The following is a 25,266-nucleotide window of genomic DNA, read 5'->3' on the forward strand; positions in this document are numbered from 1 at the left end:
TTCGGCGGGGACTCCGGTCCCGGCCGCAGGGGAGGAGTCCGCCCCGGTCCGGCAGCGGGGCCGCGGTCCCGGGGGCAGCCGCCCGCCGGCCGGCTCCGCGCGGCCGCGGCGGTTCAGCCCCGGTCGGCGGCCGCGAGGGTGAGCAGCTCCTCGGCGTGGGCCCGGCCGAGTTCGGAGTCCTCCATCCCGGCCAGCATGCGGGAGAGCTCCCGGACCCGCCCCGCCCGGTCCAGGCGGGTCACCCCGCTCTCGGTGACCATGCCGTCGTTGGACTTCTCCACCACCAGGTGCGCGTCGGCGAAGGCCGCCACCTGCGGCAGGTGGGTGACCACGATGACCTGGGCGTTGTGGGCCAGCCGGGCCAGCCGCCGCCCGATCTCCACCGCCGCCTTGCCGCCGACCCCGGCGTCGACCTCGTCGAACACGAAGGTCGGCACCGGGTCGGCGCCCGCGAAGACCACCTCGATGGCCAGCATGACCCGCGACAGCTCACCGCCGGAGGCGCCCTTGTGCAGCGGCAGCGGCGGCGCGCTCGGATGCGGCGCGAGCAGCAGTTCCACCTCGTCGCGTCCGTGCGGGCCGAACTCCTCGCCGGTGCGGATGCGGACCGTGACCCGGGCGTGCGGCATGGCCAGCGCGGTGAGCTCCTCGGTGACGGCCGCGCCGAACCGCTCGGCGGCCGCCGTGCGAATACCGGTGAGCCGCTCGGCGAGTTCGGTCATCCGTTCCCGCAGCCGCGCCTCCTCGGCGGTGAGCTCCTCGATGCGCTCGTCGTCGCCCTCCAGCTCCCCCAGCCGCTTGGCGGCGTCCTCCGCCCAGGCCAGAACGTCCTCGACGGTGTCCCCGTACTTGCGGGTCAGCTGCGCCAGCACCGCGCGACGCTCCTGCACCGCGGCCAGCCGGGCCGGATCGGCGTCCACCGACTCGGCGTAGGAGGCCAACTCGGTGGCGGCGTCGCTGATCACGTAGCTGACCTCGTCCAGGCGGTCCGCGAGCGCCGCGAGGGCCTCGTCGTGCTGGCGGACCCCCGCCAGCGCCTGGCGTGCCCCGGCCAGCAGCGCGGTGACGTCCACCTCGACGTCGGAGGCGGGGTCGCCGACCAGGGCCTCGTGCGCGGTGGTGGCGGCCAGCCGCAGCGCGTCGGCGTGCGCCAGACGGGTCTCCTCCGCCAGCAGTTCGGCGTCCTCGCCCGGGCGGAGTTCGGCCGCGGCGATCTCCTCCACGCCGAAACGCAGCAGGTCTGCCTCCTGGGCGCGTTCCCGGGCCCGGGTGGTCAGCTCCGCCAGTTCCGCCTCGACCTCCCGGTGCCTGCGGTAGGCGGCGGTGTAGGCGCCCAGGGTCGCCTGCAGTTCGTCGCCCGCGTAGCGGTCGAGCGCGGCGCGCTGCCGTTCGGGGCGGAGCAGCCGCTGCTGGTCGGACTGGCCGTGCACCGCCACCAGGTCGTCGGCGAGGTAGGCCAGCAGACTGACCGGGGCGGACCGGCCGCCGAGGGTGGCCCGCGACCGCCCTTCCGCGGACACGCTGCGCGAGATGATCAGCACCCCGTCGTCGAGTTCCCCGCCGGCCTCCTCGACCCGCTGGGCGACCCTGCTGTCGGCGTCGACGGTCAGCCGCCCCTCCACCACCGCCCGGGACGCGCCGGGCCGCACCCGCTGCGGGTCGGCGCGTCCGCCGAAGAGCAGCCCCAGCCCGGTGACCACCATCGTCTTGCCCGCACCGGTCTCGCCGGTGACCACGGTGAACCCTGGGGACAGCTCCAGAACGGCGTCGTCGATCACGCCGAGGCCTTGGATTCGGACTTCTTCGAGCACCGGACTCTCTCCCGTAACCACCACTGCTGAGGCACTGTGCGGTCCAACCGCCCGCGCCCGGACCACCTATCCGCCGTCGCGTTCGGCCCGTCCTCGCCAGCCTGCCACCGGGAGGGCGAACTTCGCGACCAGTCGATCGGTGAACGGCGCGTGCTGCAACCGCGCCAGTCGCACCGGCGTGTCCGACCGCGAGATCTCCACCCGCGCTCCGGCGGGCAGTTCGACCTTACGGCGTCCGTCGCACCACAGCACCCCGTCGGTCGTGTCCGGCAGCACCTCCAGCGCGATCACCGCGTCCGGGGAGACCACCAGGGGGCGGGCGAACAGCGCGTGCGCGCTCAGCGGCACCACGAGCAGCGCCGCCACGGAGGGCCACACGATGGGGCCCCCGGCGGAGAACGCGTGCGCGGTCGAACCGGTCGGCGTGGCGCACACCACCCCGTCGCACCCCCACCGGGACAGCGGACGCCCGTCGATCTCCAGCACCACCTCCAGCATGCGGCCCGCCTCGACCTTCTCGGCGGTGGCCTCGTTCAGCGCCCACGTGCGCACCGGCGGCCCCGTGCCGTCGCGTCCCTGGCAGTAGACCGTGACGTCGATGGTCATGCGCTCCTCCACCGAGTAGTCGCGTTCGACCACGCAGCGGACCGTGTCCGACAGGTCGTCGCGTTCGGCTTCGGCGAGGAAGCCCACGTGCCCCAGGTTGACGCCGAGCAGCGGGACCCCGGTGGGCCGGGCGAGTTCGGCGGCGCGCAGCAGCGTGCCGTCACCGCCCAGCACCATGATGAGTTCGGCCCCGGCGGCGGCCTCCGCCCCCGGTTCCACGATCTCCACCGGGCTCATCGGGGCACCGGTCCGCGTGATCGCGTCGAACTCGGAGGCGAACATCCGCACCGTCACCCCGGCCCGGGTGAGGCGGTCGTGGACCAGTCGGGCGCTGCGCACGGCGGCAGGCCGTCCGGTGTGGGCCAGGAGAAGCACGGTGCGGCCGGTCTCCCAGCCCACGCCGCCCAACCGGTCCGCGCCTTCGCTGGTCTTCACAGAGGGCCCTCCTCGTCGCCGTGTCCGGCCGCCGTCGGTGGCGGCGCCGGTCGATCGCCAGGTGGCCGAGTTACGTTATCCGACCCGCGGCACCGGACGGACGCGCGGCCCACGGCTACTGCGGTCCCTCCTCGATCGCCCTGCTCAGCAGGGCCTCGTCGAGCGGCGGTGCGCCGGAGCGCAGCCACAGGAAGTACTCGACGTTGCCGGACGGCCCCGGCAGCGGACTGGCGGTCACGTCACGCACGCCCAGTCCCAGGGTCCGGGCGTGGGCGGCGACGTCGCGCACCGCGGAGGCGCGCAGTCCGGGGTCGCGGACCACTCCGCCGGAGCCGACCCGGTCCCGTCCCACCTCGAACTGCGGTTTGACCATCAGCACGAGGTCGGCGTCGGGGGCGGCGCAGGCGAGGAGCGGTGCGAGCACCAGCCGCAGCGAGATGAAGGAGAGGTCGCCCACCACCAGGTCGGGGCGGGGCTCACCGACCTGCTCGGGAGTGAGTTCGCGGACGTTCTGCCGCTCCATCACCGTCACCCGGGGGTCGGACCGCAGCGACCAGGCCAGTTGGCCGTAGCCCACGTCGACCGCGATGACGTGCGCTGCGCCGCGGCGCAGCAGCACGTCGGTGAACCCTCCCGTGGAGGCGCCCGCGTCCAGACAGCGCCGTCCCGTGACGCCGACGTCGAAGGCGTCGAGCGCGCCGACCAGTTTGTGGGCGCCCCGGGACACGTAGACCGGCTCGTCGTCGGTCTGCACCACCACGATCGCCTGGTCGGCGCCGACCTGGGTGGCGGCCTTGGTGGCGGGGTTCCCCGCGACGCGGACCCGTCCCGCGTCGATGAGTTCGGCCGCGTGCGCCCGTGAGCGCGCGTGGCCGCGCCGGACCAGTTCGGCGTCCAGTCGGCTGCGTCTGGCCATGGTCTGGTGTCCGTTCTCCTTCGCCGTCGCGGTTGTCGCGCCTTCCCCACCGTACGTCCGCGGCGCACGGCCGGCGGCACGCGGGCCGGGTCAGCGGGCGGTCGCCGGGCCGGGGGCGTCGAGGACGGAGAGCACCGCGGACAGTTCCCGGTGCACCGTCTCGAACACGGCGACGTGCTCGTGGGTGGGGAGTCCGTCGAGGGACTCCAGGCGGGACCGCACCCCTTCGGTGGTGCGCTCGGCGAGCGCCTCTTCCTCGGTCACGACTTGCTCCCGTTCCGGGCGGAGCCGCGGCGCGTCGCGGCTCGCTTGGCCTGGGTCTTGGTGGAGCGGGTCCGGCCGCTCTTGGCCTTGCCGCCGCGGGCGGCCGTCCTGGCCGCGGTCTCCTCGTCGTTCTCGGCGGCCTCCCGGGGCTGCGGCTCCTCGGCCGGGGCCTCCTGCGTTCCGGTCTCCTGGGCGGCGGGCTGCTGCGCGGGCGTCTTGTCGGACGTCTCCCCTCCGGCGGCTCCGGCGGAGGCGGGTGCCCCGTCCGGCTGCGCCGTCTCCGCCGCGCGGTCCGCCTCCGCGGCGTCCGGGACGGCCGGCTCCGGGGCGGCGGCCGCACTGCGTGCCGCGTCCTCCGCCCCGGTCTCGGCCGCGGCCCGGCGCCGCTGGACCGCGGTCACGGCGGCCAGCCGCCGCTCCAGTTCCGCGACCCGGCGGGCCAAGCGGTCGTAGTCGTCCCGGGGGACCAGGTCGAGGCGGTCCAGCACGCGCGCGACCTCCTCCTCGACCAGTCGGCCGAGTGCGGCGCGGTTGTTCTGGCTGGTCTCGATCAGCTCGGTGGCCAACGCCTGGATGCTGGGCCCCACCCGGGTTCCGAGCAGCGGCGGCTCCCCGCTTCCCGTTCCGCTCCCGCCCGTGTCGGCGGAGCGCGCCGCGGCGGCGGCACGCTCGTCGCCGTCCCGGATCAGGACCTTGGCCGCCGCGACCGCACGCTTCCGGGTGAGTTCGGTGAGGCCGCTGGCGGCTTCCAGATAGGCGCGTACCACGTCGACGACCATAAGAACGTGCTCCTCGAAAGAATTCGGATGTGCCGGCGGCGGTGCCCGCTTCGGGAATACCCGGTGAAAAAACTACCCCTATCCACGCCCTCGCGGAGCTGGGTCGCCCACCCCTGCCTTTCTGTCCGACTTGTCACAGATGCGATGTGACTCCCCCGTGTCACTCGCTGAGGCATTATGAGAGCTATGGCCAACCTTGAAGAATGCCGCTCCGCCATCGGGCTGGTGTCCGAGCGGATCACCCAGCTCGACGAGGCCCAGCGGCGCGCGCACATCGTGGAGCGGACGATCAGCCTGACCGTCAGCGACCTGGAGACCGTCTTCGCGATGCGGCTGACCCCCCAGGGCCTGGTCGACGTCACCGACGCGCCCCTGTCCACCGCGGACGGCCGGGCCCAGGTACGCATCACCATCGCCAGCGACGACCTCGTGGCGTTGGCCAACGACCGGCTGGACTACGCCAAGGCCCTGCTGACCGGCCGTGTCAGGGTCAAGGCGAGCCTCGGCGACATGGCGCGGCTGCGCAAGCTGCTGTGACCGCCGCGTCCGCCCGATCAGGGCGCCCCTTCCCGGGTATCGTTCTGGAATGTCGGACTCCGCAGCAGACGTCCTCTGCCTCCGCCCGTTCCGCGGGCTGCGCTACGCGTCCCCCGACTCCCGCCCCCTCTTCGAGGTTTCCGACCTGAACCTGGCGCTCGCCCTGGCTCCCCCCTACGACGTGGTGAGCGCCGATGCCGTCACCGACCTGGTCCGGGCTGAACCGCGCAACGCCGTCCGGCTGACCCTGCCGCCGACCGCCGCCCCGCGCAGCGGGCTGTGCGGCCCCGGCCGGTATGCGCGGGCCGCGCACACCCTGCGCCGCTGGATCGCCGACGGGGTCCTCGTCCACGACCCCGAACCCGCGCTGTACGTGTACGAGCAGACCGCCTCCGGCGGCAGCCGCCAACGCGGCCTCATCGGCGCACTGCGGCTCCCGCCGCCCCGGGGGCGGGCGGTACGCGGCCACGAGGACGTGGGGGAGGCCTCCGTCGCGGACCGGGCCCGCCTGATGGAGCGGACCCGTGCGAACCTGGAGCCGATCCTCCTGATCTACCGGGGCGGCACCGGGCCGTCCCGGGGTTCGGCGAGCAGGCTGACCGACCGCGCCACCGAGGAGGCTCCCCTGACCGACACCGTGACCCGTGACGGGACCCGGCACCGGCTGTGGGCGATCACCGACCCCGACCGCCACGCCGCCATCGCCGCGGACCTGTCCACGCGCAGTGCGCTGATCGCGGACGGGCACCACCGCTACGCCGCCTACCAGCGGCTGCGGGACAGCCACCCGGGCCATCCCGCCTGGGCGCACGGGCTCGCCCTGCTCGTCGACTCCGACGCCTTCCCCCCGCACCTGGGCGCCATCCACCGCGTGTTCGACGGGGTTTCGGCGCACCGGATGGCGCTCGCGGCCGCCGGGTGGGCCCGGGTGGACGACCTCACCGGCCTTCCCGTCGAGGAGAGCGCCTCCCGTCTGGCCCGGGCGGGGAGGCAGGGCCCCGCACTGCTGCTCGTCGACGGCCGACGCGGTTTCCTCGTGCACGGGGTGGACCACGCCGCGCTGGCCGCCGCCCTGCCGCACCGTTCCGCCCGGTGGCGTCGCCTGCCCACCGCGTTCCTGTGCTGCCTCCTCCTCCCGTCGTGCGGGCTGCGCGACGAGGACGCCCGCCTGGTCCACGACAGCGCGGCCGAGGCCGTGTCCCTGGCCCACGCGCACCGAGGGTGCGCGGTCGTCCTGCCCCCGCCGCGTATCGACGACGTCTACGCCGTGGCCGCCCGCGGCGAACTCACCCCCCGCAAATCGACCTCCTTCGGTCCCAAGCCGCGCACCGGCCTGGTACTGCGCCTCCTCGAAACCGACTCCACCGACCACTAGTGACGGAAGACGATGACTCTGCTGGCCGCATCCCGCCCCCTGCACTCGGTCCACGACGCCGCCCTGATCGACCTGGACGGGGTCGTCTACCTCGGTCCGCGCGCGGTCCCCGCCGCCCCCGACGCCGTGGCCAAGGCCCGTGCCCAGGGCATGCGGGTGGCTTTCGTGACCAACAACGCCTCGCGCACCCCCACCGCCATCGCCGAACACCTCACCGCCCTGGGGGTCACCGCGGCGGCCGAGGAGGTGGTCACCTCCGCGCAGGCCGCCGCCCGACTGGTCGCCGAACGGGTCCCCGCGGGGGCGCCGGTGCTGGTGGTCGGCGACACCGGACTGCGCCAGGCGGTGCGCGCCCACGGGCTGCGCCCGGTGACCACCGTGCACGACCGCCCGGTGGCCGTGGTCCAGGGGTACTCGCCCCGCCTCGGCTTCGACCTGGTGGTCGAGGGGGCGCTCGCGGTGGCCGCGGGCGCCCTGTTCGTGGTGAGCAACAACGACGCCACCGCCCCCATGGGGCGCGGCATCCAGCCCGGCAACGGGTCCTTCTCCCGGGTGATCGCCCACGCCACCCGGCAGGAGCCGCTCGTGGCGGGCAAACCGGAGCCGCCCCTGCACGAGGAGGGCGTGCGCCGTACCGGTGCCGTCAACCCGGTGGTGATCGGCGACCGCCTGGACACCGACATCGAGAGCGCGACCCGGCGCGGCGTCCGCAGCCTGCTGGTGCTGACCGGGGTGACCACTCCGGTGGACCTGCTGCTGGCCCCGCCCGAGCACCGCCCCTCCTACCTCGCCCACGACATCGGCGGACTCAACGAGACCCATCCCGAGGTCCTGCTGGAGGGCCGGGAGGCGCACTGCGGAGGATGGACCGCCACCGCGCACGGGGGCCGGCTGCGGCTGCGGGGTGCGGGAGAGCCCCTGGACGGGCTGCGGGCCCTGTGCATGGCCGCCTGGCACAGTGATCACCCGCTCTCCACCGCCTCGCTGCGGGAGGCCACCGGCGTCCTGGGCTGGTGACCCGGGGTCCCCGAGGCCGGGCTGACCCGCCGCACGGTCTTGGCCTCCACCTCGAACACGCTGGCCGTGCCGTTCGCGGAACGCCAGAACCGCCGCCGCAGCGCGCCGGTGACCTGGACCGTGTCGCCGATCCGCCAGTCCCGGGTGAGTTCCGCCATGTCCCGGTGGAAGCTGACGCAGGTGATGGGGTCGGCCGTCTGCCGGGAACGCCGTTCCGCCGAGGGCCGGGTCACCGAGATGCGCCAGGTCACCAGCTGGTCTCCGCTGTGCAGTTCCCGCACGGCCGGTTCGGCGATGACCCGTCCTGCGAGCAGGATCTCGTTGCGGTGCTCGACGTCCTCCCAGGCCTGCCGGCCGACGGGTTCGCCGGTGCGGGAGGAGTCCGGGGCCGGCGACGGGTTGTGCATGGTGGTCCTTTCGAACGGGAAAACCGGTGGCGCCGTGTCACAGGCCGCAGCGCCCTGTCTCCTCTCCAGAGTCGCTCCGTGGCCCCGCGTGACGGAAGCCGGATTCCCGTCCTGTGGACAACGCGGGCACCGCCGCAGGAGCCGACACCCCGGCCGCCGGGAGGGGACGTGAACTAGATTCGGACTCGGTTGGCAAGAGCCGGAGAAGGGAAGCGGAGCATGGCGGAGCAGGCGACAGGAGACACCGGCGAGGACATCGTCCCGCTCGGCGACGAGGTCTTCGCGATCGACACCAGAATGGCGGGCTACCGGGGCATCACGTCCAGTTACCTGATCCGTTCGGAACGTCCGTGCGTCGTGGAGGTCGGCACCGCCGGTTCCGCGCCGGTGCTCCGCGACGCGCTGCACTCCCTGGGGGTGGCGCCGCAGGACCTGGCCACCGTGGTGGTCACCCACATCCACCTGGACCACGCGGGCGGTGCCGGGGAGATCGCCCGGATGTTTCCCCGCGCCGAGATCGTCGTCCACGAACGCGGTGCCCGCCACCTCGCCGATCCGTCCCGTCTGATGGCCAGCGCCCGCATGGTGTGGGGCGACCGCCTGGAGGTGCTCTTCGGCGAGATGGCGCCGACCGAGGCGACGCGGATCAGGGCGGTGGACACCGGCGACGTGATCGACCTGGGCGCGGGCCGCACCCTGACCGCCCACTACTCCCCCGGCCACGCCAAACACCACATCGGCCTGGTGGACTCCGTGACCGGTGACCTGTACGTGGGCGACGCGGCGGGCATGTACACCCCCTACACCGGTGACCTGCGTCCGGCCACCCCGCCGCCGGACTTCGACCTGGAGGCCGCGCTGGCCTCGCTCCGGCTGTTCGGCGACATCAAACCGCAGCGGCTGATGTTCTCGCACTTCGGAGCGGTCGACGAGGTCGAACCGACCCTGGCCCGCTCGGTCGAGGAGCTGCGGCTGTGGGTGGAGACCGTCCAGCAGTCCCACAGCACCGACGGCGACCTGGACCACGCGGTGGCCCTGGTGCGCGAGCGCGTGCTGGAGCGGTACCGCCCCCTGCCCGCGGAGGTCCCGCAGGAGACCAGGGAGATCCTGGACCTGCTCGGCGGAGCGGAGGGCAACGTCTCCGGCATCCTGCACTGGCTGGACCGGCTTGAGGCGGAGCGTGCCGCCGCCGGACGCGAGACCGCGGACTGAGGACGCGCAGGACCCGCCGCGGACGCCGGACGGCCGTGGAGTCGTGTGGTGGGTCCCGTACTGCGCCTCTTCCAGCCCGCGGACACGCCGGCCGTCTCGTCCTCGGCCGACAGGTCGTCCCCCGTCTGGTCTCTGCGGGAACGGGTGGCGCACCTGTCGGGCACCGGACGGGCCGCGTTCGTAGCCGCGGAACTCGACGGCGTCGTCGTGGGCCGCGCCACGGCCGGACCTGGAGAGCCTGCTGGCCCGGCCGCGGCGTGGTGGGCGTGACCGTCGCTCCGCACCACCGGACCGGGGTGGGCGGCGCGCTGCTGCGCCTGGTCGGACGGCATGCCGCCGTGGCGGACAGCACCGTGCTGCGCGCCACGGCCCGAGACGTCCCGGATTCCGTACGCCTCGCCCGGCGCCGCGGCTGTGTCCGCCGTTGCGGCACCCGCTTCCAGGAACTGGGCCTGGCTCCGCCGCCTCCGCCGGGGCCTGCCTGCTCCCCCACCGAACGTTCCGTGCCGACCCGCGTCGCTGTACGCGGTGGAGAGGTCCGCGTCCCGCGACGGGCCCTCCGACGCCCCACCGGGGCCTCTCCTGCGCGGACCGGCTGGCCGTCGTGCGGCACAACCCGCTGCTGGCCCCGACCTCAGCACCACGGTGGTTGCTGGACGGCCGTGCCGTGTGCGTCGTCCCGCTGGCCGCGGGGGAGGCGGTGTACTCGGTCATGAGGGGAACGTCGTCGGGGTACCGCAGCCGCGGTGCGGCCGCGCATGCCGAGAGCGCCGTCCTGTACCGGCCCCGGGAGCGGGCCTTCCGGGGGGCGTTGACTGGGAGCGCCGAGGAGGACACCCCGTGCTCGCGGTGAACACGTGGCCGGAGTGTCGGACTCGCGGGGTCCCGGTGCACCACGGCGCCGACGTCCCGGACCGGCGGGGGCGGGTTCAGGGAACCCCTGGCAGGCCGAGCTCGGTGAGCAGGTACGCGTAGAGGCCGTCGGTGAAGGACAGGTCGGGAGGCAGCACGTCGAAGGCCCGCACCTCCACGGTCTCGTGCTCTCCGGTCAGCGGCGACAGGCCCGCCAACCGGGCGCAGGTGACCACGGTCGTGTGTCCGGTGGGCAGTACGTAGTAACCGACGGCCCGCAGGTCCGCCAGTTCCGCTCCGGCTTCTTCCCGTGCCTCGCGGCGTGCGGTGGCCTCGACGTCCTCGCCCGGCTCGGCGTGTCCGCCGGGGAACTCCCAGGCGCGGTCGCGGTGGCGGACCAGGACGGGCCGCCGGCCGCAGAACAGCAGGACGACGACGGAGTCGTGGACGGCGGGCAGACGTCCCAGGCGGACGGTGGCGCCGTGCAACGGGGGCGGGTTCGGGGACATGTGGGCGGTGACGGTCTCGTGGCGGGTGCGGTTCCGGTGCGGCCTGTGGCGGCCGCACCGGAACGGGTCGACGGGAGGGACGGACTAGGGGGTGTCGTTCTGTTCCTTCGGGTGGGGCACCGGGGCGGAGAGCTCCGTCTCCTGCCCGTCCGGCTCTCCGGAGTCGTCGAAGTCGGGGTCCTCCGCATCGCTCCACACCACGTCGTCGCCGACGTCGACGATCTCCAGCCCTTCGAGGGCGGCCAGTCGCTCGTCGGAGTCGGTGACGCCGTCCCGGTCCACGGCGGAGGCGCGGGAGAAGTACTCGCGGGCCTCCTCCTCACGGCCCAGTTCCGCCAGGACGTCGGCGTAGGCGTAGAACAGCCGCGCCGCCCAGGGGCGGGCGCGCCGCTCCTTAAGCTGCGGACACTGCAGTTCGACCAGGGCCCCCTGGAGGTCGCCCATGTCGCGGCGCGCCCCCGAGGCGACGATCCGCAACTCGACCTGGTCCGCCGTGTCCAACCGGTCGAGGGGGGCCTCACGCGCGATCTCCAGGGCGCGTTCGGGCCGTCCGACGCCCCGTTCGCAGTCGGCGATCATGGGGAGGTAGGTGTCCTGGCCCGTGATGCGACGCGCGGCACGCAGTTCCGACAGCGCCTCCTGCCATCGGCCCGTCATGTAGGCCGCGACACCGGCCGCCTCACGCACCGCGCCGACCCGGGCGGCTCTGCGGCGTGCGTGGAGGGCGTGCTGGTAGGCGCGTTCGGGGTCCTGGTCGAGCAGGTCGCCCGCGGCGACCAGGTGCTTGGCCACCAGGTCGGCCAGCGACTTGGGCAGGGTGCGCAGTTCGTTGCGGATTTCCTGGTCCAGGCGGTGCGGGAGGGCGTTCTCGGGCAGCTGCGGAGCGGCCTCCTGCGCGGCGCTCGGCTCTTCCGCCGGGCGGGGCTCCTGTCCTTCGGTCCGCTCGGTCCGCTCCCGGCGGGGACGGTCGTAGCGGTTTCCACCGGCACGTCCCCGTCGCTCGTCCCGGCGTCGGCCGTGCTGCTGGCCGCGCCGGTGTCCGTCCCGCCCCCGGGGCGAGGTCTCGCCTCCGGACTGCTCGCGACGGTCTGCGTCCCCGCGGCCCTCGGCGTCACGGTACTGCTGTTGGCGCTTGTCACGGCGGTCACCGTGCTCGTCGTCCCGGTTGCGCCAGGAACGGCGGCCCTGGCCGGAGTTTCCCCGACCTCTGTTGTTGTCGTAGCCGGACCGGAAGCCCCCGCGGCGTCCGTGACCTTGTTCGCCAGATCGGAAACCTTTCCGGTTTCGGGCTCCGGAGCCGTCGCGCCTCTCCGATCGGCTGTCGTCAGTCATGTTCCGTCCGTAAACAGTCAAAAACGCTGCCACTTCTCCGTAGCAGCGCGAAGTGATCCAAAGATGCACGTCAACTCTACGGTATCGGTGCATCCTGCTTGATACAGAAGAAATGCGAAAGGGCCGCCCCGTTCGGGGCGGCCCCCATCAATGTGTGTGTACGGCGGCGACCTACTCTCCCACCCCACCACAGGGCAGTACCATCGGCGCTGGACGGCTTAACGACCGGGTTCGGAAAGGGACCGGGTGGACCCCGCCCGCTATGACCGCCGTAACCCTCACCCCACACCCACCCCCCACACGGGGGACGAGCAGGGAAACCTACTCATGGATTCGTGTGCGCGAACACCTTGTATCTGCGGTGGACAAGCCCTCGGCCGATTAGTACCGGTCAGCTCCACCCCTCACAAGGCTTCCACATCCGGCCTATCAACCCCATCATCTCTGGGGAGCCTTACCCACTCACGGTGGCAGGAGACCTCATCTCGAAGCAAGCTTCCCGCTTAGATGCTTTCAGCGGTTATCTCTCCCGAACGTAGCCAACCAGCCATGCTCCTGGCGGAACAACTGGCACACCAGAGGTTCGTCCATCCCGGTCCTCTCGTACTAGGGACAGCCCTTCTCAAGTCTCCAACGCGCGCAGCGGATAGGGACCGAACTGTCTCACGACGTTCTAAACCCAGCTCGCGTGCCGCTTTAATGGGCGAACAGCCCAACCCTTGGGACCAACTCCAGCCCCAGGATGCGACGAGCCGACATCGAGGTGCCAAACCATCCCGTCGATACGGACTCTTGGGGAAGATCAGCCTGTTATCCCCGGGGTACCTTTTAGCCGTTGAGCGACGCCGCTTCCACACGCCGACGCCGGATCACTAGTCCCTGCTTTCGCACCTGCTCGACACGTCCGTCTCACAGTCAAGCTCCCTTGTGCACTTACACTCACCACCTGATTGCCAACCAGGCTGAGGGAACCTTTGGGCGCCTCCGTTACCCTTTAGGAGGCAACCGCCCCAGTTAAACTACCCACCAGACACTGTCCCCGAACCGGATCACGGTCCCAGGTTAGATGCCCGAAACAGCCAGAGTGGTATTTCACCAACGCCTCCACCCGAACTGGCGTCCGAGCTTCACCGGCTCCCACCTATCCTACACAAGCCATCCCAAACACCAATGTCAAGCTATAGTGAAGGTCCCGGGGTCTTTCCGTCCTGCTGCGCGAAACGAGCATCTTTACTCGTAGTGCAATTTCACCGGGCCCACGGTTGAGACAGCGGGGAAGTCGTTACGCCATTCGTGCAGGTCGGAACTTACCCGACAAGGAATTTCGCTACCTTAGGATGGTTATAGTTACCACCGCCGTTTACCGGCGCTTAGATTCCCAGCGTCGGCAGGCCGAAACCCACCTAACCAGTCCTCTTAACGTTCCGGCACCGGGCAGGCGTCAGTCCGTATACCGCGTCTTACGACTTCGCACGGACCTGTGTTTTTAGTAAACAGTCGCTTCCCCCTGGCCTCTGCGACCCCACCCAGCTCCGGACGCGAAGTCCATCACCAGACAGGGCTCCCCTTCTCCCAAAGTTACGGGGACAATTTGCCGAGTTCCTTAACCATGGTTCACCCGAACGCCTCGGTATTCTCTACCAGACCACCTGCGTCGGTTTCGGGTACGGGCCGTCCACACACTCGCTAGAGGCTTTTCTCGGCAGCACGGGATCACTCACTTCGGCTCAACGCCTCGACATCACGCCTCACCCGTCACGGAACACGGATTTACCTATGCTCCAGGCTACACGCTTGACCCGGGACAACCACCGCCCGGTAGAGCTACCCCCCTGCGTCACCCCATCACTTACCTACTACCCCCTCGGATCCCACGCCGACCAGCCACAACACCCGAAGGCACTGCACCAGCCGGTGGTGGTTAGCATCAGAAGCCTCGGTACTGGGCGCATGCGGACGGGTACGGGAATATCAACCCGTTATCCATCGACTACGCCTGTCGGCCTCGCCTTAGGCCCCGACTCACCCTGGGCGGATTAACCTGCCCCAGGAACCCTTAGTCAATCGGCGCCGGTGTTTCTCACACCGGTAACGCTACTCATGCCTGCATTCTCACTCCCACGCAGTCCACCACAGGATCACTCCGCAGCTTCACCCCACGCAGGACGCTCCCCTACCACACCGACACCCCCACAGAGGCACCGGCATCCACGGCTTCGGCGGTGTGCTTAAGCCCCGCTACATTATCGGCGCACAATCACTCGACCAGTGAGCTATTACGCACTCTTTCAAGGATGGCTGCTTCTAAGCCAACCTCCTGGCTGTCACAGCAACTCCACAACCTTTTCCACTTAGCACACGCTTAGGGGCCTTAGCCGATGATCTGGGCTGTTTCCCTCTCGACCACGAAGCTTATCCCCCGTAGTCTCACTGCCGCGCTCAACTTCACCGGCATTCGGAGTTTAGCTGACCTCAGTAACCTTGTCGGGCCCATCAGCCAACCAGTCGCTCTACCTCCGGCAAGCACACGCGACGCTGCACCTAAATGCATTTCGGGGAGAACCAGCTATCACGGAGTTTGATTGGCCTTTCACCCCTACCCACACCTCATCCCCCAGGTTTTCAACCCTGGTGGGTTCGGGCCTCCACGAGGTCTTACCCCCGCTTCACCCTGGACATGGGTAGATCACCCCGCTTCGGGTCCACAGCATGCGACTCAACGCCCTCTTCAGACTCGCTTTCGCTACGGCTCCCCCACCCGGGTTAACCTCGCCACACACCATGACTCGCAGGCTCATTCTGCAAAAGGCACGCCATCACCCACCCCAAAAGACAGGCTCTGACGGCTTGACAGCACACGGTTTCAGGTACTCTTTCACAACCCCTCACCGGGGCACTTTTCACCTTTCCCTCACGGTACTCGTCCACTATCGGTCACCAGGACGTATTCAGGCTTAGCAGGTGGTCCTGCCAGATTCACACGGAATTCCTCGAGCTCCGCGCTACTCGGGCACGCGCCCCACGACTAGACCCAGCCTTCGCCTACGGGACTCTCACCCACTACGGTACCGTTTCCCACCGGTTTCGACTAGCCGAGCCATCACCGCGTCCCACCGGCAGATGGAACCGGACACGCCCCACAACCCCACACACGCAACGACTGCCGTCTTTACCACGCACGCGGTTTAGCCATCCTCCCCTTTCGCTCACCACTACTCAGGGAATCACTATTGTTTTCTCTTCCTACGGGTACTGAGATGTTTCACTTCCCCGCGTCACCACCAACTGCCCTATACATTCAGACAGCGGCGACGTGCCATCACGCACGCCAGGTTTCCCCATTCGGACACCCACGGATCACCGCTCGGTTGACAACTCCCCGTGGACTATCGCGGCCTCCCACGTCCTTCATCGGCGCCTGGTGCCAAGGCATCCACCGTATGCCACACTCGCTTGGCCACCACAGAAACAAGATGCTCGCGCACACTATCCACAAATCAAACAACCAGCCACACACCCGACCACCACCAGACAGGCCCACCAGAACCCAGTCCAACCGAACCCATCCGGAGTTCGCCGGGATGGCACCCGCGGAAACACCCACCCCCCACACCCAGCCCCACCAGCAAGGCCCCACCCCACACACGAGGCAACACCCCACCACAGGACACCGGCGCAGAGGAACGGTTGCTCCCTCAGACACCCAACAGCGCGCCCCCACCCAACACCGGCTCCACCAAGAAACCAGCACCAAGCAGGGAAAAGTTCATCTCTTCACACCCGAGTACCACACCCCCACACCCCAGACGAGGCACGGAAGCGGGTTCCACTGTCGAGCTCGCCGACCCACGACAATCCGGTCGGCACCACAAGCTCCTTAGAAAGGAGGTGATCCAGCCGCACCTTCCGGTACGGCTACCTTGTTACGACTTCGTCCCAATCACCAGCCCCACCTTCACACGCTCCCTCCCCAAGGGGTTAGGCCACGCGTTTCGGGTGTTGCCGACTTTCGTGACGTGACGGGCGGTGTGTACAAGGCCCGGGAACGTATTCACCGCGGCGTTGCTGATCCGCGATTACTAGCGACTCCACCTTCATGGGGTCGAGTTGCAGACCCCAATCCGAACTGAGACCGGCTTTAAGAGATTCGCTCCGCCTCACGACATCGCACGCCCTCTGTACCGGCCATTGTAGCATGTTTGCAGCCCAAGACATAAGGGGCATGATGACTTGACGTCGTCCCCACCTTCCTCCGAGTTGACCCCGGCAGTCTCCCATGAGTCCCCACCATCACGTGCTGGCAACATGGAACAGGGGTTGCGCTCGTTGCGGGACTTAACCCAACATCTCACGACACGAGCTGACGACAGCCATGCACCACCTGTCACCGATCCCCGAAGGACCCCCCATCTCTGGAGGATTACCGGTGATGTCAAACCTTGGTAAGGTTCTTCGCGTTGCGTCGAATTAAGCAACATGCTCCGCCGCTTGTGCGGGCCCCCGTCAATTCCTTTGAGTTTTAGCCTTGCGGCCGTACTCCCCAGGCGGGGCGCTTAATGCGTTAGCTACGGCACGGAAACCGTGGAAAGTCCCCACACCTAGCGCCCAACGTTTACGGCGTGGACTACCAGGGTATCTAATCCTGTTCGCTCCCCACGCTTTCGCTCCTCAGCGTCAGGTAAGGCCCAGAGACCCGCCTTCGCCACCGGTGTTCCTCCTGATATCTGCGCATTTCACCGCTACACCAGGAATTCCAGTCTCCCCTACCTACCTCAAGCCTGCCCGTATCCACTGCACACCCGAAGTTAAGCCCCGGACTTTCACAGCAGACGCGACAGGCCGCCTACGAGCTCTTTACGCCCAATAATTCCGGACAACGCTCGGACCCTACGTATTACCGCGGCTGCTGGCACGTAGTTAGCCGGTCCTTATTCACCACCTACCGTCAACCCCCAGAACACTGGGAGCCTTCGTGAGTGGTAAAAGAGGTTTACAACCCGAAGGCCGTCATCCCCCACGCGGCGTCGCTGCGTCAGGCTTCCGCCCATTGCGCAATATTCCCCACTGCTGCCTCCCGCAGGAGTCTGGGCCGTGTCTCAGTCCCAGTGTGGCCGGTCGCCCTCTCAGGCCGGCTACCCGTCATCGCCTTGGTAGGCCATCACCCCACCAACAAGCTGATAGGCCGCGAGCCCATCCCCAACCGGAACAAACCTTTCCACCCCCCACCATGCAGTGAGAAGTCGTATCCGGTATTAGACCCGGTTTCCCGGGCTTATCCCAGAGTCAGGGGCAGGTTACTCACGTGTTACTCACCCGTTCGCCGCTCGTGTACCCCCGAAGGGGCCTTACCGCTCGACTTGCATGTGTTAAGCACGCCGCCAGCGTTCGTCCTGAGCCAGGATCAAACTCTCCATCAAAGGCCTAAACACCAACCCCCACACCCCACCGGGGGTGCGGAAGCGGCACACCTATCAAGAGAGGCTCAACCCAAGCCCGACACCCCAAGGGTGCCGATCAAAGGAACCCCCACCCCCACACGAGGGATGGAAGGAGCCAAAACAACACAAACTCGGCTGTAAAGAAACAAACACGCGCTGTTGAGTTCTCAAGAAACAACCGCCGACCGTCTACAAACCCCCACCCGGGAGCTCTTCCCCAGCCACGGCATCTCCGCTTGATCCGGCCCCGACCCTAGCAGCCCCCCGCCCCGACGCAAATCCACGCCGAACCAGAAAACCACCGAGAAGGGCCTGAATCCGATTCCAGGCCCTGCGGCCTTTCCTCGAATTCCTTTTCAGAATACCAGTCTCTTTCACCGAGCCTGACCGGCTCCGGATTCAGCTTCTGGCATTCCCCCCTCCTGACCGGAGGGGATCGCTGAGAGAGGTTACCAGCCTCGGCGAGTGCCTCGGCCGCGGCCTCTCAGGCGCTCACGGGCGTCTGTGCCACCACGGTGGCCGATGCATCGCCCGTAACGCCTGCGCAAGCTTAGTTTGTCATCCAAGGCATGTCAAACGATCCTCCGCAACCCGGTATCACCCCAGGTCAGCGAGGCCGGGGACCTTGGTACAGGTCTCGTCGCCTTGGGGATCGCACAGACGAGGAGTCCGTACGACATGTCAGGCTTGTTCTGTTCGCACGAGATTCCCTGCCCCCACCCCCGAGCCGGCAAACCTCCCTCGCGGAAAATTCTCGGCCGGCCGGTGGGGGCGCTCCCCGTGCGTTGTCGTCTCCTACCGCACCACGACCCCGCCGACGTTGCGCTTGCCCCGGCGGAGTACCAGGTAGCGCCCGTGCAGGAGGTCCTCCTCACCGACCCGTGCCTCGATGTCGGTGACCTTGGCGTTGTTCAGGTAGGCACCGCCCTCCTGGACCGCGCGGCGGGCCGCCGACTTGCTGGGCACCAGCCCGGTGGCCGCCAGCAGGTCCACCACGGGCGGGAGTTCGTCCACCGGCCCCGCGAGTTCGACGTGGGGCACCTCGGCCAGGGCGGCCCCGAGGGTGGCCGGGTTCAGGTCAGCCAACGCTCCCTGCCCGAACAGCGCCCGGCTGGCCTCGACGACGTTGCGGCACTCCTGCTCCCCGTGGACCAGAGTGGTCAGCTCCTCGGCCAGGGCCCGCTGGGCCGCGCGTGCGGCGGGCCGCTCGGCGGTCTGCCGTTCCAGCTCCTCGATCTCCTCGCGGGAACGGAAGCTGAAGATGCGCAGGTAGCGGGAGACGTCCCGGTCGTCGGAGTTGAACCAGAACTGGTAGAAGGCGTACGGGCTGGTCAGCTCGGGGTCCAGCCACACCGCGCCGCTCTCGGTCTTGCCGAACTTGGTGCCGTCGGCCTTGGTGAGCAGGTTGGTGGTGAGCGCGTGCGCGGGACCGTGCGGCTCGTTGCCGTCCATCCGGCGGATCAGGTCCAGGCCGGCGGTGATGTTGCCCCACTGGTCGCTGCCGCCGATCTGGAGCGTGCAGCCGTACCTGCGGTACAGCTCCACGTAGTCGTAGGACTGCAGCAGCACGTAGCTGAACTCGGTGTAGCTCATCCCCGCGCCGTCGAGGCGGCTGCGGACGGTCTCCCGGGCCAGCATCTGGTTGATGCTGAAGTGCTTGCCGACGTCGCGCAGCAGGCTGATCGCGCTCAGCTTCCCGAGCCACTCGGCGTTGTCCACGAGGACGGCGTCGGTGGGGCGCGGCGTCGCGCCCTCGGGGGTGAACTCCAGGAACGCCGAGAGCTGCCGCCCCAGGGTGCCGACCCACTCCCGAACGGTCTCCGCCGAGTTGAGGGTGCGCTCCGCGGTGGGCTTGGGGTCGCCGATCAACCCGGTGCCTCCCCCGACGAGGGCGATCGGCCGGTGCCCCGCCCGCTGGAAGCGGGCCAGGGTGAGGGCCTGGGTCAGGTGCCCGACGTGCAGGCTCCCCGCTGTGGGGTCGAAGCCGCAATAGAGGGTGACCGGACCATCGGCGAGCGCCTTGCGCAGGTCGTCAAGGTCGGTGGTCTGTGCGATGAGTCCGCGCCACTGCAGGTCGTCGATGATGTCGGTCATGGGGTCTTTCCGTAGGGCTCTCCGGTTCGCGCGGCCGGGCCGTCTGGGAGTCTGCCGGCCGCTCCTCTACGGTATCGGCTCGCCGCGGAAACCGGCGCGGCGGTTTTCCGGCCGCGCCCTTGCCACCGCTGGTTAATGACATTAACCTCGAAGCTATGGCCTTTAACCACGGAGTCGCCGCCCCGAGGTTCCTCCGCCGCCAGCGCGGACGCATCGCCTACGACCTCCACGGCGCCGACCACGCCGGACCGCTCGCCGTGTGCGTCCCCGGCATGGGATCGACACGCACGAGTTTCCGTTTCCTCGCCCCGGCACTCGCCGCCCGGGGCCACCGGGTCGCCGTCACGGACCTCCGCGGTCACGGCGACAGCGACACCTCCTTCGACGTCTACGGCGACGAGGCCACGGGATCCGACCTCATCGCCCTCATCGCCGAACTGGACGGCGCTCCCGCCCTGCTGGTGGGCAACTCGATGGGGGCGGCCGCCGCCGCGTGGGCCGCCGCGCAGCGGCCGGACCTGGTGTCCGGCCTGGTGCTCGTGGGCCCCTTCCTGCGGGACGCGCGGGGCGGGGCGGCCCTGCGCCTCCTCCTGCGGCCGATGCTGCTGCGCCCCTGGGGCCCGGCCCTGCTCAGGAGCTACCTGGCCAAGCTGTACCCGGGACGCACCCCCGAGGGGCACGCCGAGCACGAAGCCGCCGTCCTGGCCGCGCTGCGCTCCCGCGACCGCTACCGGGCGATCAGGCGGACCATGACCGAGACCACCCACGCGCCGGTGACCGCACGGCTCTCCGAGATCGCCGCCCCCGCGCTGGTCGTGATGGGAGAGGCCGACCCGGACTGGAAGGACCCCGCGGCCGAGGCGGCGTGGATCCGCGACCGGATCGGAGCCGAGGTGCTCATGGTCCCCGACGCGGGCCACTACCCGCACGAGCAGCGCCCCGACCTGGTCACCCCGGCGGTGCTGGCCTTCGCCGAACGGGTGAGCCGTGGCTAGGGCAGGGCTGAGCACCACCGTCGTGGTGGAGGAGGCGGCCCGGGTCAGCGACGAGGAGGGGTACGCACGCCTGACCCTCTCCGCGGTGGCCAAGCGGCTGGGCGTGACCGTGCCCAGCCTGTACAAGCACGTGTCCGGGCTGGACGGCCTCCGCGGTGCACTGCACGTCCGCTGCTCCCACGAGTTCGCCGAGGTGATCGGCCGGGCGGTCCTGGGACGGTCCGGACCGGAGGCGCTGCGCTCCCTGGCCCGCGCCTACCGCGACTACGCGCGACGGCACCCCGGCCGGTACGCGGCCCTGCAACGGGCCCCGGACCCCGACGACCCGCGGGGGCAGGCCGCGGCGCAGTCGGTGCTGGAGGTCATCATCGCCGTACTGCGCGGCTTCGACCTGCCGCAGGAGGCGATGGTCGACGCGATCCGAGCGATCCGCAGCGCCCTGCACGGCTTCGTCGCGCTGGAGGCCGACGGCGGCTTCGGGCTTCCCCAGGACGTCGGCCACAGCTTCGACGTCCTGGTCGAGATGCTCCTGCGCTCCCTGCTGACCTGGGACACGACCGCGGAGAGGACGGTGCGGTGATGCTGGCGGGACACTTCGGGGTCTCGGGGATGGTGAAGGCGTGGCGGCCCGAACTGCCCCTGGGGGTGCTCCTGGTCGCCTCCCAGGCGCCCGACCTCCTGTTCCTTCCCCTGGCCGCCGCCGGGGTCGAGGGCCTGGAACCGGTCGCGGGGCACTCGGGCTACGGGTCGCTGCTGATCAACGCGCCCTACTCGCACGCACTGCTGTCCGCCGCGCTCCTCTGCACGCTCCTGGGGCTGCTGGTCCACCTGGCGGCGCGGAACCGGTGGGGGCCGGACGCCGGGTGGATCGTGGGAGCCGTGGTCTTCAGTCACTGGCTGCTGGACCTGCTGGTGCACCGGCCGGACATCGCGGTCCTGCCGGGAGGCGCGGGCGGCCTCCCGTACCTGGGGCTGGGGCTGTGGGAGTCCCCGCTGCTGGCGGCCCTGGTCGAGGGGACGCTGGTCGTGGCGGGGACGGTGCTGTACGCGTGGCGGACACTGCGCGACCACCCCCACCGCACCCGTGCGGTGCTCTACTCGCTCGGCGTGGCGCTGCTGCTCGTGGGCTCGTTCCTCTGGGACCTCCTGGGCTGAGCCGTCCCCGACGGCCGCCCGTCCCGCGTCGGTCCGCCGCCCGCACAGGGGCGGCGGACCTCTCACAGCGCGCGCAGTCCCTCCAGCACCGCGTGGAGCATGGCGTCGGTGGGATGGGAGTCGGGCGGGGCGCCCACGCCCAGGGCTCCCTCCGCGACCATGCCGCTCACCAGCAGCCGGGCCAGGCTGGGCGGGATCTCCAGCATCGCGGCGACCTCGGCGACGGAGTGCGGGGTCGTACACAACCGGAGCACCGCGGCCCGCTCGGGGTCGACCTCCGCCCCGTCGCCGGGGCTTCGGACGGCCACCACCATGCTGGCCAGGTCGAGCACCGGCACCGTGTCGTCCACGCCGCCGGAGGTCAGCACGAACGGCCGCAGCAGCCGTCCGGGGTCGGATTCGGGGGCGGCGGTCATGACGGGGCTCCGTGCTGGACCGCGGCGTCTTCCTCCTCCGGGGGCGTCCCGCTTCCGTCCTCCTCCGCGGAGGCGGCGGGCGTCTCGGTCAGCAGGTCGGGGGGAAGCGTCACCCGGGCCAGGACTCCCCCGTAGGGCGAGGGCTCCAGCCGGACGGCGACACCGTGCCGGGCGGCCAGGCGGGCCACCACGAACAGCCCGAGCCGGGGCTCGGTGGGCAGGGTCATCACGTCGAACTCGGGCGGCTCGGCCAGTCTGCCGTTGGCCTCGGCGTACTGCTCGGCGCTCATCCCCAGCCCCCGGTCCGTCACCTCCACGACCACGCCGTCGTCCGTGTTCCTGGCGTCGACGTCCACCTGTGCCGGCTCCGGGGAGAAGTGGACGGCGTTCTCCACCAGTTCGGCGAGCAGGTGGGTGACGTCCGCCACCGCGTGCCCGCGGACCCCGGCCCGGGCCACGGACCGCAGCCGCACCCGCTCGTAGTCCTCGATCTCGGAGGTCGCCGCACGCACCACGTCCACCAGGGGCATCGGGTCCTTCCACCGGCGGGCCGTGTCGGCTCCGGCGAGGATGAGCAGGTTGTCGGCATAGCGGCGGCCCTGGGTGACCAGGTGGTCCAGGCGCAGCAGCCGACGCAGGGCGACGGGGTCGTCCTCGGCCGACTCGATCTCGTCGAGCAGGCGCAACTGGCGCTGGACGAGGGTCTGGTTGCGGTGGGCGATCCCCAGGAAGACCCGGTTGGCCCCCTCACGGATCTCCGCCTGCCGGACGGCCGCGGCCACCGCGGTGCGCTGGGCGGTGTTGAACGCGTCGGCGACCCTGCCGATCTCGTCCTGCCCGTGGTGCAGCGCGGGCAGCTCGGCGGTGACGTCCACCCGGGAACCGGTCCCGGCCCTGGAGACGATCTCGGGCAGCCGGGAGTCGGCGACCTCCAGCGTCTCGGTGTACAGCCGGTGCAGTCGGCCGGTGAGCCGCCGGGCCAGACGCAGCGCGTAGACGATGGCGGCGGCCCCCGCCACGAGGACGACCAGGCAGCCCGCGACGTCTACGACGATGACCCGCACCGCCGCGCTCGCGGCCGCGTCGAGCGCCGTCGTGGCCTGGGCGGTGACCAGGTGCTGGAACACCGGTTCGGTGGCCTCCATGACGTGCTGCCACTCCGCGGCGTCCACGGGGATCTCGGTGTTGAACCCGGCCTCCCCGGAGGCGTCGACCACCGGGGGGCGGGACAGCACCTGCAGGCTGAGTTCCTGCAGCCGGATCCACGAGGGGGACTGGTGCAGCGCCTGGTGGGCGGTGCGCGCCCGCTCGCTCAGTTCCGGTTCGGTCCGGTTGAGCGTGTCCCGGTAGGAGGCGGTGAGGAAGGTGAAGTGAGCGGTCTCGGAGTACCCCATCGCGCCCGCGGCCAACGCCCCGGCCAGCAGGGCGTCGGCCTGGGCGTAGCGGTCCTGCGCCCACATCAGCTGCAGTGCGGTGGCTCCGTCGGTGCGCGGGCCGTCACCGTGCAGCCGGGCCACGATGGCGTCGTCGACCATCAGGACCGCCGAGACCAGCGCGGTGTAGTCCTGGAGCGCCGTCTCCCGGTCGGTCTCCCCACGGTCGACCTCCTCCCGCAGCGCGGCCAGGCCCCTCCAGGCGTCGAAGAAGTCGCGGACCCGGTCCGCGAGTTCGGTGTCGTCGGAGTCGAGCAGGAGGGCGGCCTGTTCGCGCTGCCGGGCGAAGGTCGTGTCGGTGTTCTGCCTGGCCTCCGTCAGAGCGTCGCGGGCCGCCGCGGAACCGTCGCCCAGGAACACCTGCGTCGACTTCCGTTCGGCGCGCAGTTCCGCGGCGATCAGGTCGAACGCCGCCATCGCGGCCTCGCCCCGCTGGACCGAGGAGGCCAGGCGGAACGCCCCGGTGGTGCCCGCGGCGGTCAGCAGCGCCCACAGCAGCAGGAAGCTGAGGCTGGGGATGAGCACCATCCGGGTGAGCTGGCTGCGGATGGCGCCTCTGCCGACTGGGTTGTGCTTACACGTGGTCATGGTCTTCCCCCTCAGGGGACGACCGTACCGAAACCCGTAGCTCTAGGTGGCCACTTTGTGACAACCGGTTATTGCTTTGTGTGGGAAACCGGCGTCCGACGCGGTCAGCTGTCCTTGCGGTGCCGCGATCCCACCGGTGCGGGCAGGTCCTCCAGGGTGGGCTGCTGCTCCACTCCCAGGGTGTTGAGCATCTCGGCGTAGCGCAGGGCCACGATCTTGGCCGTGATGGTGTTCGCTCCCAGCGGGGCGCTGGCCCGGGCCCCGTGCTTGCTCGCCAGCGCGGTGATCTCGGCGGCGGAGAACTCCTGTCCCACGATGCTGGGCGCGATCACCGGGCGGCGGCATCCGGCGGCGGCGAGTTGGGCGAACGCCTGCTCCAGCTGTGCGGGGTCGTCCAGCGACGCGGGGAGCACCGTCACGCCCAGGCGTGCGGCCAGCAGCACGGCGGTGATTCCCGCGGCGTTGAGCGCGTCGGGGCCGCCGACCGAACCGACCAGCACTCCGTCGGCCATCGTGTCGCTGGGCGCGACGACGCTGATCAGCCGCATCCGGTCGGCGCGCACGTAGGAGGCCTCGGCCAGGCGCAGGTGCAGGGCCTCGGCGAGCATCGGGTGCGGGCCCAGCGGGTCGGTGACCCGGGCGTGCACGCCGGTGGCCCGGACCGCCTCGTCGATCGCGGCCAGGGTGGGCTGGTGCGGTCCCGCGACCAGGGGGACGATGACCGCGTCGCACGGATCGGCGCCGGCCTTCTGCTCGCCGTCCCGCTGTGCCACCAGGTCACCCAGGACTTCGGACACGTGGTCCGCCTCTCCCTGGGTGTAGGCGAGGTGCAGGGAGGTCTCCGGCCGGTAGGGGCGGACGAGATCCACCATCTCCGTGGCGAAGTCGGCGCCGTCGGTCTCGCCCCGGGACGATCCGAAGGCGACCAGGACGAGGGGTGGCGTGCCCACCCACTTGTCGAAGGACAACGGATCGCGGTGCCGTCCCGAACGCCGTCTAGGGGTGACGCGGGGAGGAAGCCTGTCAGAACTGTGCATACCCTCTGAACTCACGCGAGTGATAGTAACGACTGGAGGTACTGGGCCTGTCACGGTC

The 25,266-nt window shown here is 70.3% G+C and carries 20 protein-coding genes and 3 rRNA genes; 8 read left to right on the forward strand and 15 right to left on the reverse strand.

Features of this window, described 5'->3' with window-relative positions:
- Positions 1-113: 113 nt before the first annotated feature.
- From recN to FOF52_RS10050, 5 genes are all read right to left on the reverse strand, one after another.
- Entirely contained in the window at positions 114-1,811 is a 1,698-nt protein-coding gene (gene recN, locus FOF52_RS10030; protein ID WP_248593551.1) for a DNA repair protein RecN, read from the reverse strand.
- A 66-nt stretch (positions 1,812-1,877) separates the two neighbouring features.
- The gene (locus tag FOF52_RS10035; RefSeq protein ID WP_248593552.1) at positions 1,878-2,852 is read right to left on the reverse strand and encodes an NAD kinase; all 975 of its coding nucleotides are present in this window, start codon (positions 2,850-2,852) and stop codon (positions 1,878-1,880) included.
- Positions 2,853-2,967: 115 nt separating this feature from the next.
- Positions 2,968-3,768 (reverse strand): TlyA family RNA methyltransferase, encoded by an 801-nt coding sequence (locus FOF52_RS10040; protein ID WP_248593553.1) that lies wholly within the window; start codon positions 3,766-3,768, stop codon positions 2,968-2,970.
- Positions 3,769-3,858: 90 nt separating this feature from the next.
- A complete protein-coding gene (locus FOF52_RS10045; protein ID WP_248593554.1) occupies positions 3,859-4,032 on the reverse strand; it encodes a hypothetical protein in 174 nt (57 codons plus the stop codon).
- On the reverse strand, positions 4,029-4,811 hold the full coding sequence (locus tag FOF52_RS10050; protein ID WP_248593555.1) for a coiled-coil domain-containing protein: 783 nt from the start codon (positions 4,809-4,811) through the stop codon (positions 4,029-4,031). Before FOF52_RS10050 ends, FOF52_RS10045 begins: the two co-directional genes overlap by 4 nt.
- Before the next feature lie 186 nt (positions 4,812-4,997).
- Between FOF52_RS10050 and FOF52_RS10055 the strand changes: the two genes are divergently transcribed.
- The 3 genes from FOF52_RS10055 to FOF52_RS10065 are packed head-to-tail and all read left to right on the forward strand — an operon-like array spanning position 4,998 to position 7,740.
- Positions 4,998-5,348, forward strand: a complete 351-nt coding sequence (locus tag FOF52_RS10055; RefSeq protein ID WP_248593556.1) for an SCP2 sterol-binding domain-containing protein — start codon at positions 4,998-5,000, stop codon at positions 5,346-5,348.
- 49 nt (positions 5,349-5,397) lie between these two features.
- Positions 5,398-6,723, forward strand: a complete 1,326-nt coding sequence (locus tag FOF52_RS10060; protein ID WP_248593557.1) for a DUF1015 family protein — start codon at positions 5,398-5,400, stop codon at positions 6,721-6,723.
- 12 nt (positions 6,724-6,735) lie between these two features.
- On the forward strand, positions 6,736-7,740 hold the full coding sequence (locus FOF52_RS10065) for an HAD-IIA family hydrolase (RefSeq protein ID WP_248593558.1): 1,005 nt from the start codon (positions 6,736-6,738) through the stop codon (positions 7,738-7,740).
- On the opposite strand, the gene FOF52_RS10070 is transcribed toward FOF52_RS10065, so the two are convergent.
- Positions 7,686-8,147, reverse strand: coding sequence for a single-stranded DNA-binding protein (locus tag FOF52_RS10070; protein ID WP_248593559.1), 462 nt, complete (start codon positions 8,145-8,147; stop codon positions 7,686-7,688). The genes FOF52_RS10065 and FOF52_RS10070 overlap by 55 nt on opposite strands.
- 219 nt (positions 8,148-8,366) lie before the next feature.
- Here FOF52_RS10070 and FOF52_RS10075 point away from each other — a divergent pair, with 219 nt between their 5' ends.
- Complete coding sequence (locus FOF52_RS10075) at positions 8,367-9,359, forward strand: MBL fold metallo-hydrolase (protein ID WP_248593560.1); 993 nt, start codon at positions 8,367-8,369, stop codon at positions 9,357-9,359.
- A 649-nt stretch (positions 9,360-10,008) separates the two neighbouring features.
- Complete coding sequence (locus FOF52_RS10080) at positions 10,009-10,212, forward strand: hypothetical protein (protein ID WP_248593561.1); 204 nt, start codon at positions 10,009-10,011, stop codon at positions 10,210-10,212.
- Between the two features lie 76 nt (positions 10,213-10,288).
- Here FOF52_RS10080 and FOF52_RS10085 read toward each other — a convergent pair whose 3' ends face one another.
- From FOF52_RS10085 to tyrS, 6 genes are all read right to left on the reverse strand, one after another.
- Entirely contained in the window at positions 10,289-10,720 is a 432-nt protein-coding gene (locus tag FOF52_RS10085) for an NUDIX domain-containing protein (protein ID WP_248593562.1), read from the reverse strand.
- Positions 10,721-10,804: 84 nt separating this feature from the next.
- On the reverse strand, positions 10,805-12,052 hold the full coding sequence (locus FOF52_RS10090; protein ID WP_248593563.1) for a tetratricopeptide repeat protein: 1,248 nt from the start codon (positions 12,050-12,052) through the stop codon (positions 10,805-10,807).
- A gap of 158 nt (positions 12,053-12,210) precedes the next feature.
- Positions 12,211-12,326 (reverse strand): 5S ribosomal RNA (rrf, locus tag FOF52_RS10095).
- 87 nt (positions 12,327-12,413) lie between these two features.
- A 23S ribosomal RNA gene (locus tag FOF52_RS10100) occupies positions 12,414-15,511 on the reverse strand.
- A 422-nt stretch (positions 15,512-15,933) separates the two neighbouring features.
- Positions 15,934-17,469: ribosomal RNA gene (locus tag FOF52_RS10105) — 16S ribosomal RNA — on the reverse strand.
- Together the 16S, 23S and 5S rRNA genes form the textbook arrangement of a ribosomal RNA operon.
- Before the next feature lie 816 nt (positions 17,470-18,285).
- Positions 18,286-19,584: a tyrosine--tRNA ligase gene (gene tyrS / locus FOF52_RS10110; RefSeq protein ID WP_248593564.1), complete on the reverse strand. Its 1,299-nt coding sequence runs from the start codon at positions 19,582-19,584 to the stop codon at positions 18,286-18,288.
- A 155-nt stretch (positions 19,585-19,739) separates the two neighbouring features.
- On the opposite strand from tyrS, the gene FOF52_RS10115 reads away from it, so the two are divergent.
- From FOF52_RS10115 to FOF52_RS10125, 3 genes are read left to right on the forward strand one after another with little or no spacing between them, the layout of a single operon-like run.
- Positions 19,740-20,579, forward strand: a complete 840-nt coding sequence (locus FOF52_RS10115) for an alpha/beta fold hydrolase (protein ID WP_248593565.1) — start codon at positions 19,740-19,742, stop codon at positions 20,577-20,579.
- Entirely contained in the window at positions 20,572-21,159 is a 588-nt protein-coding gene (locus FOF52_RS10120) for a TetR/AcrR family transcriptional regulator (protein ID WP_248593566.1), read from the forward strand. Before FOF52_RS10115 ends, FOF52_RS10120 begins: the two co-directional genes overlap by 8 nt.
- Positions 21,159-21,734: a permease gene (locus tag FOF52_RS10125; protein WP_248593818.1), complete on the forward strand. Its 576-nt coding sequence runs from the start codon at positions 21,159-21,161 to the stop codon at positions 21,732-21,734. The genes FOF52_RS10120 and FOF52_RS10125 overlap by 1 nt, the downstream gene beginning before the upstream one ends.
- Positions 21,735-21,796: 62 nt before the next feature.
- Here FOF52_RS10125 and FOF52_RS10130 read toward each other — a convergent pair whose 3' ends face one another.
- From FOF52_RS10130 to FOF52_RS10140, 3 genes are all read right to left on the reverse strand, one after another.
- Positions 21,797-22,150, reverse strand: a complete 354-nt coding sequence (locus tag FOF52_RS10130) for a DUF742 domain-containing protein (protein WP_248593567.1) — start codon at positions 22,148-22,150, stop codon at positions 21,797-21,799.
- On the reverse strand, positions 22,147-24,171 hold the full coding sequence (locus tag FOF52_RS10135; RefSeq protein WP_248593568.1) for a sensor histidine kinase: 2,025 nt from the start codon (positions 24,169-24,171) through the stop codon (positions 22,147-22,149). Before FOF52_RS10135 ends, FOF52_RS10130 begins: the two co-directional genes overlap by 4 nt.
- A 104-nt stretch (positions 24,172-24,275) precedes the next feature.
- On the reverse strand, positions 24,276-25,208 hold the full coding sequence (locus tag FOF52_RS10140) for a sirohydrochlorin chelatase (RefSeq protein ID WP_248593819.1): 933 nt from the start codon (positions 25,206-25,208) through the stop codon (positions 24,276-24,278).
- Between the last annotated feature and the right edge of the window lie 58 nt (positions 25,209-25,266).

The sequence above is a fragment of the Thermobifida alba genome (assembly GCF_023208015.1).
GTDB lineage: Bacteria > Actinomycetota > Actinomycetes > Streptosporangiales > Streptosporangiaceae > Thermobifida > Thermobifida alba.

Excerpts from the sequence above, each read along its gene's own strand:
- FOF52_RS10040 (WP_248593553.1), bottom strand. The coding sequence starts at position 3,768 with ATGGCCAGACGCAGCCGACTGGACGCCGAACTGGTCCGGCGCGGCCAC.
- FOF52_RS10125 (WP_248593818.1), top strand. The coding sequence starts at position 21,159 with ATGCTGGCGGGACACTTCGGGGTCTCGGGGATGGTGAAGGCGTGGCGG.
- tyrS (WP_248593564.1), bottom strand. The coding sequence starts at position 19,584 with ATGACCGACATCATCGACGACCTGCAGTGGCGCGGACTCATCGCACAG.
- FOF52_RS10115 (WP_248593565.1), top strand. The coding sequence starts at position 19,740 with ATGGCCTTTAACCACGGAGTCGCCGCCCCGAGGTTCCTCCGCCGCCAG.
- FOF52_RS10085 (WP_248593562.1), bottom strand. The coding sequence starts at position 10,720 with ATGTCCCCGAACCCGCCCCCGTTGCACGGCGCCACCGTCCGCCTGGGA.
- FOF52_RS10135 (WP_248593568.1), bottom strand. The coding sequence starts at position 24,171 with ATGACCACGTGTAAGCACAACCCAGTCGGCAGAGGCGCCATCCGCAGC.
- FOF52_RS10050 (WP_248593555.1), bottom strand. The coding sequence starts at position 4,811 with ATGGTCGTCGACGTGGTACGCGCCTATCTGGAAGCCGCCAGCGGCCTC.
- FOF52_RS10060 (WP_248593557.1), top strand. The coding sequence starts at position 5,398 with ATGTCGGACTCCGCAGCAGACGTCCTCTGCCTCCGCCCGTTCCGCGGG.
- FOF52_RS10065 (WP_248593558.1), top strand. The coding sequence starts at position 6,736 with ATGACTCTGCTGGCCGCATCCCGCCCCCTGCACTCGGTCCACGACGCC.
- FOF52_RS10130 (WP_248593567.1), bottom strand. The coding sequence starts at position 22,150 with ATGACCGCCGCCCCCGAATCCGACCCCGGACGGCTGCTGCGGCCGTTC.
- FOF52_RS10090 (WP_248593563.1), bottom strand. The coding sequence starts at position 12,052 with ATGACTGACGACAGCCGATCGGAGAGGCGCGACGGCTCCGGAGCCCGA.
- FOF52_RS10070 (WP_248593559.1), bottom strand. The coding sequence starts at position 8,147 with ATGCACAACCCGTCGCCGGCCCCGGACTCCTCCCGCACCGGCGAACCC.
- FOF52_RS10055 (WP_248593556.1), top strand. The coding sequence starts at position 4,998 with ATGGCCAACCTTGAAGAATGCCGCTCCGCCATCGGGCTGGTGTCCGAG.
- FOF52_RS10140 (WP_248593819.1), bottom strand. The coding sequence starts at position 25,208 with ATGCACAGTTCTGACAGGCTTCCTCCCCGCGTCACCCCTAGACGGCGT.
- FOF52_RS10075 (WP_248593560.1), top strand. The coding sequence starts at position 8,367 with ATGGCGGAGCAGGCGACAGGAGACACCGGCGAGGACATCGTCCCGCTC.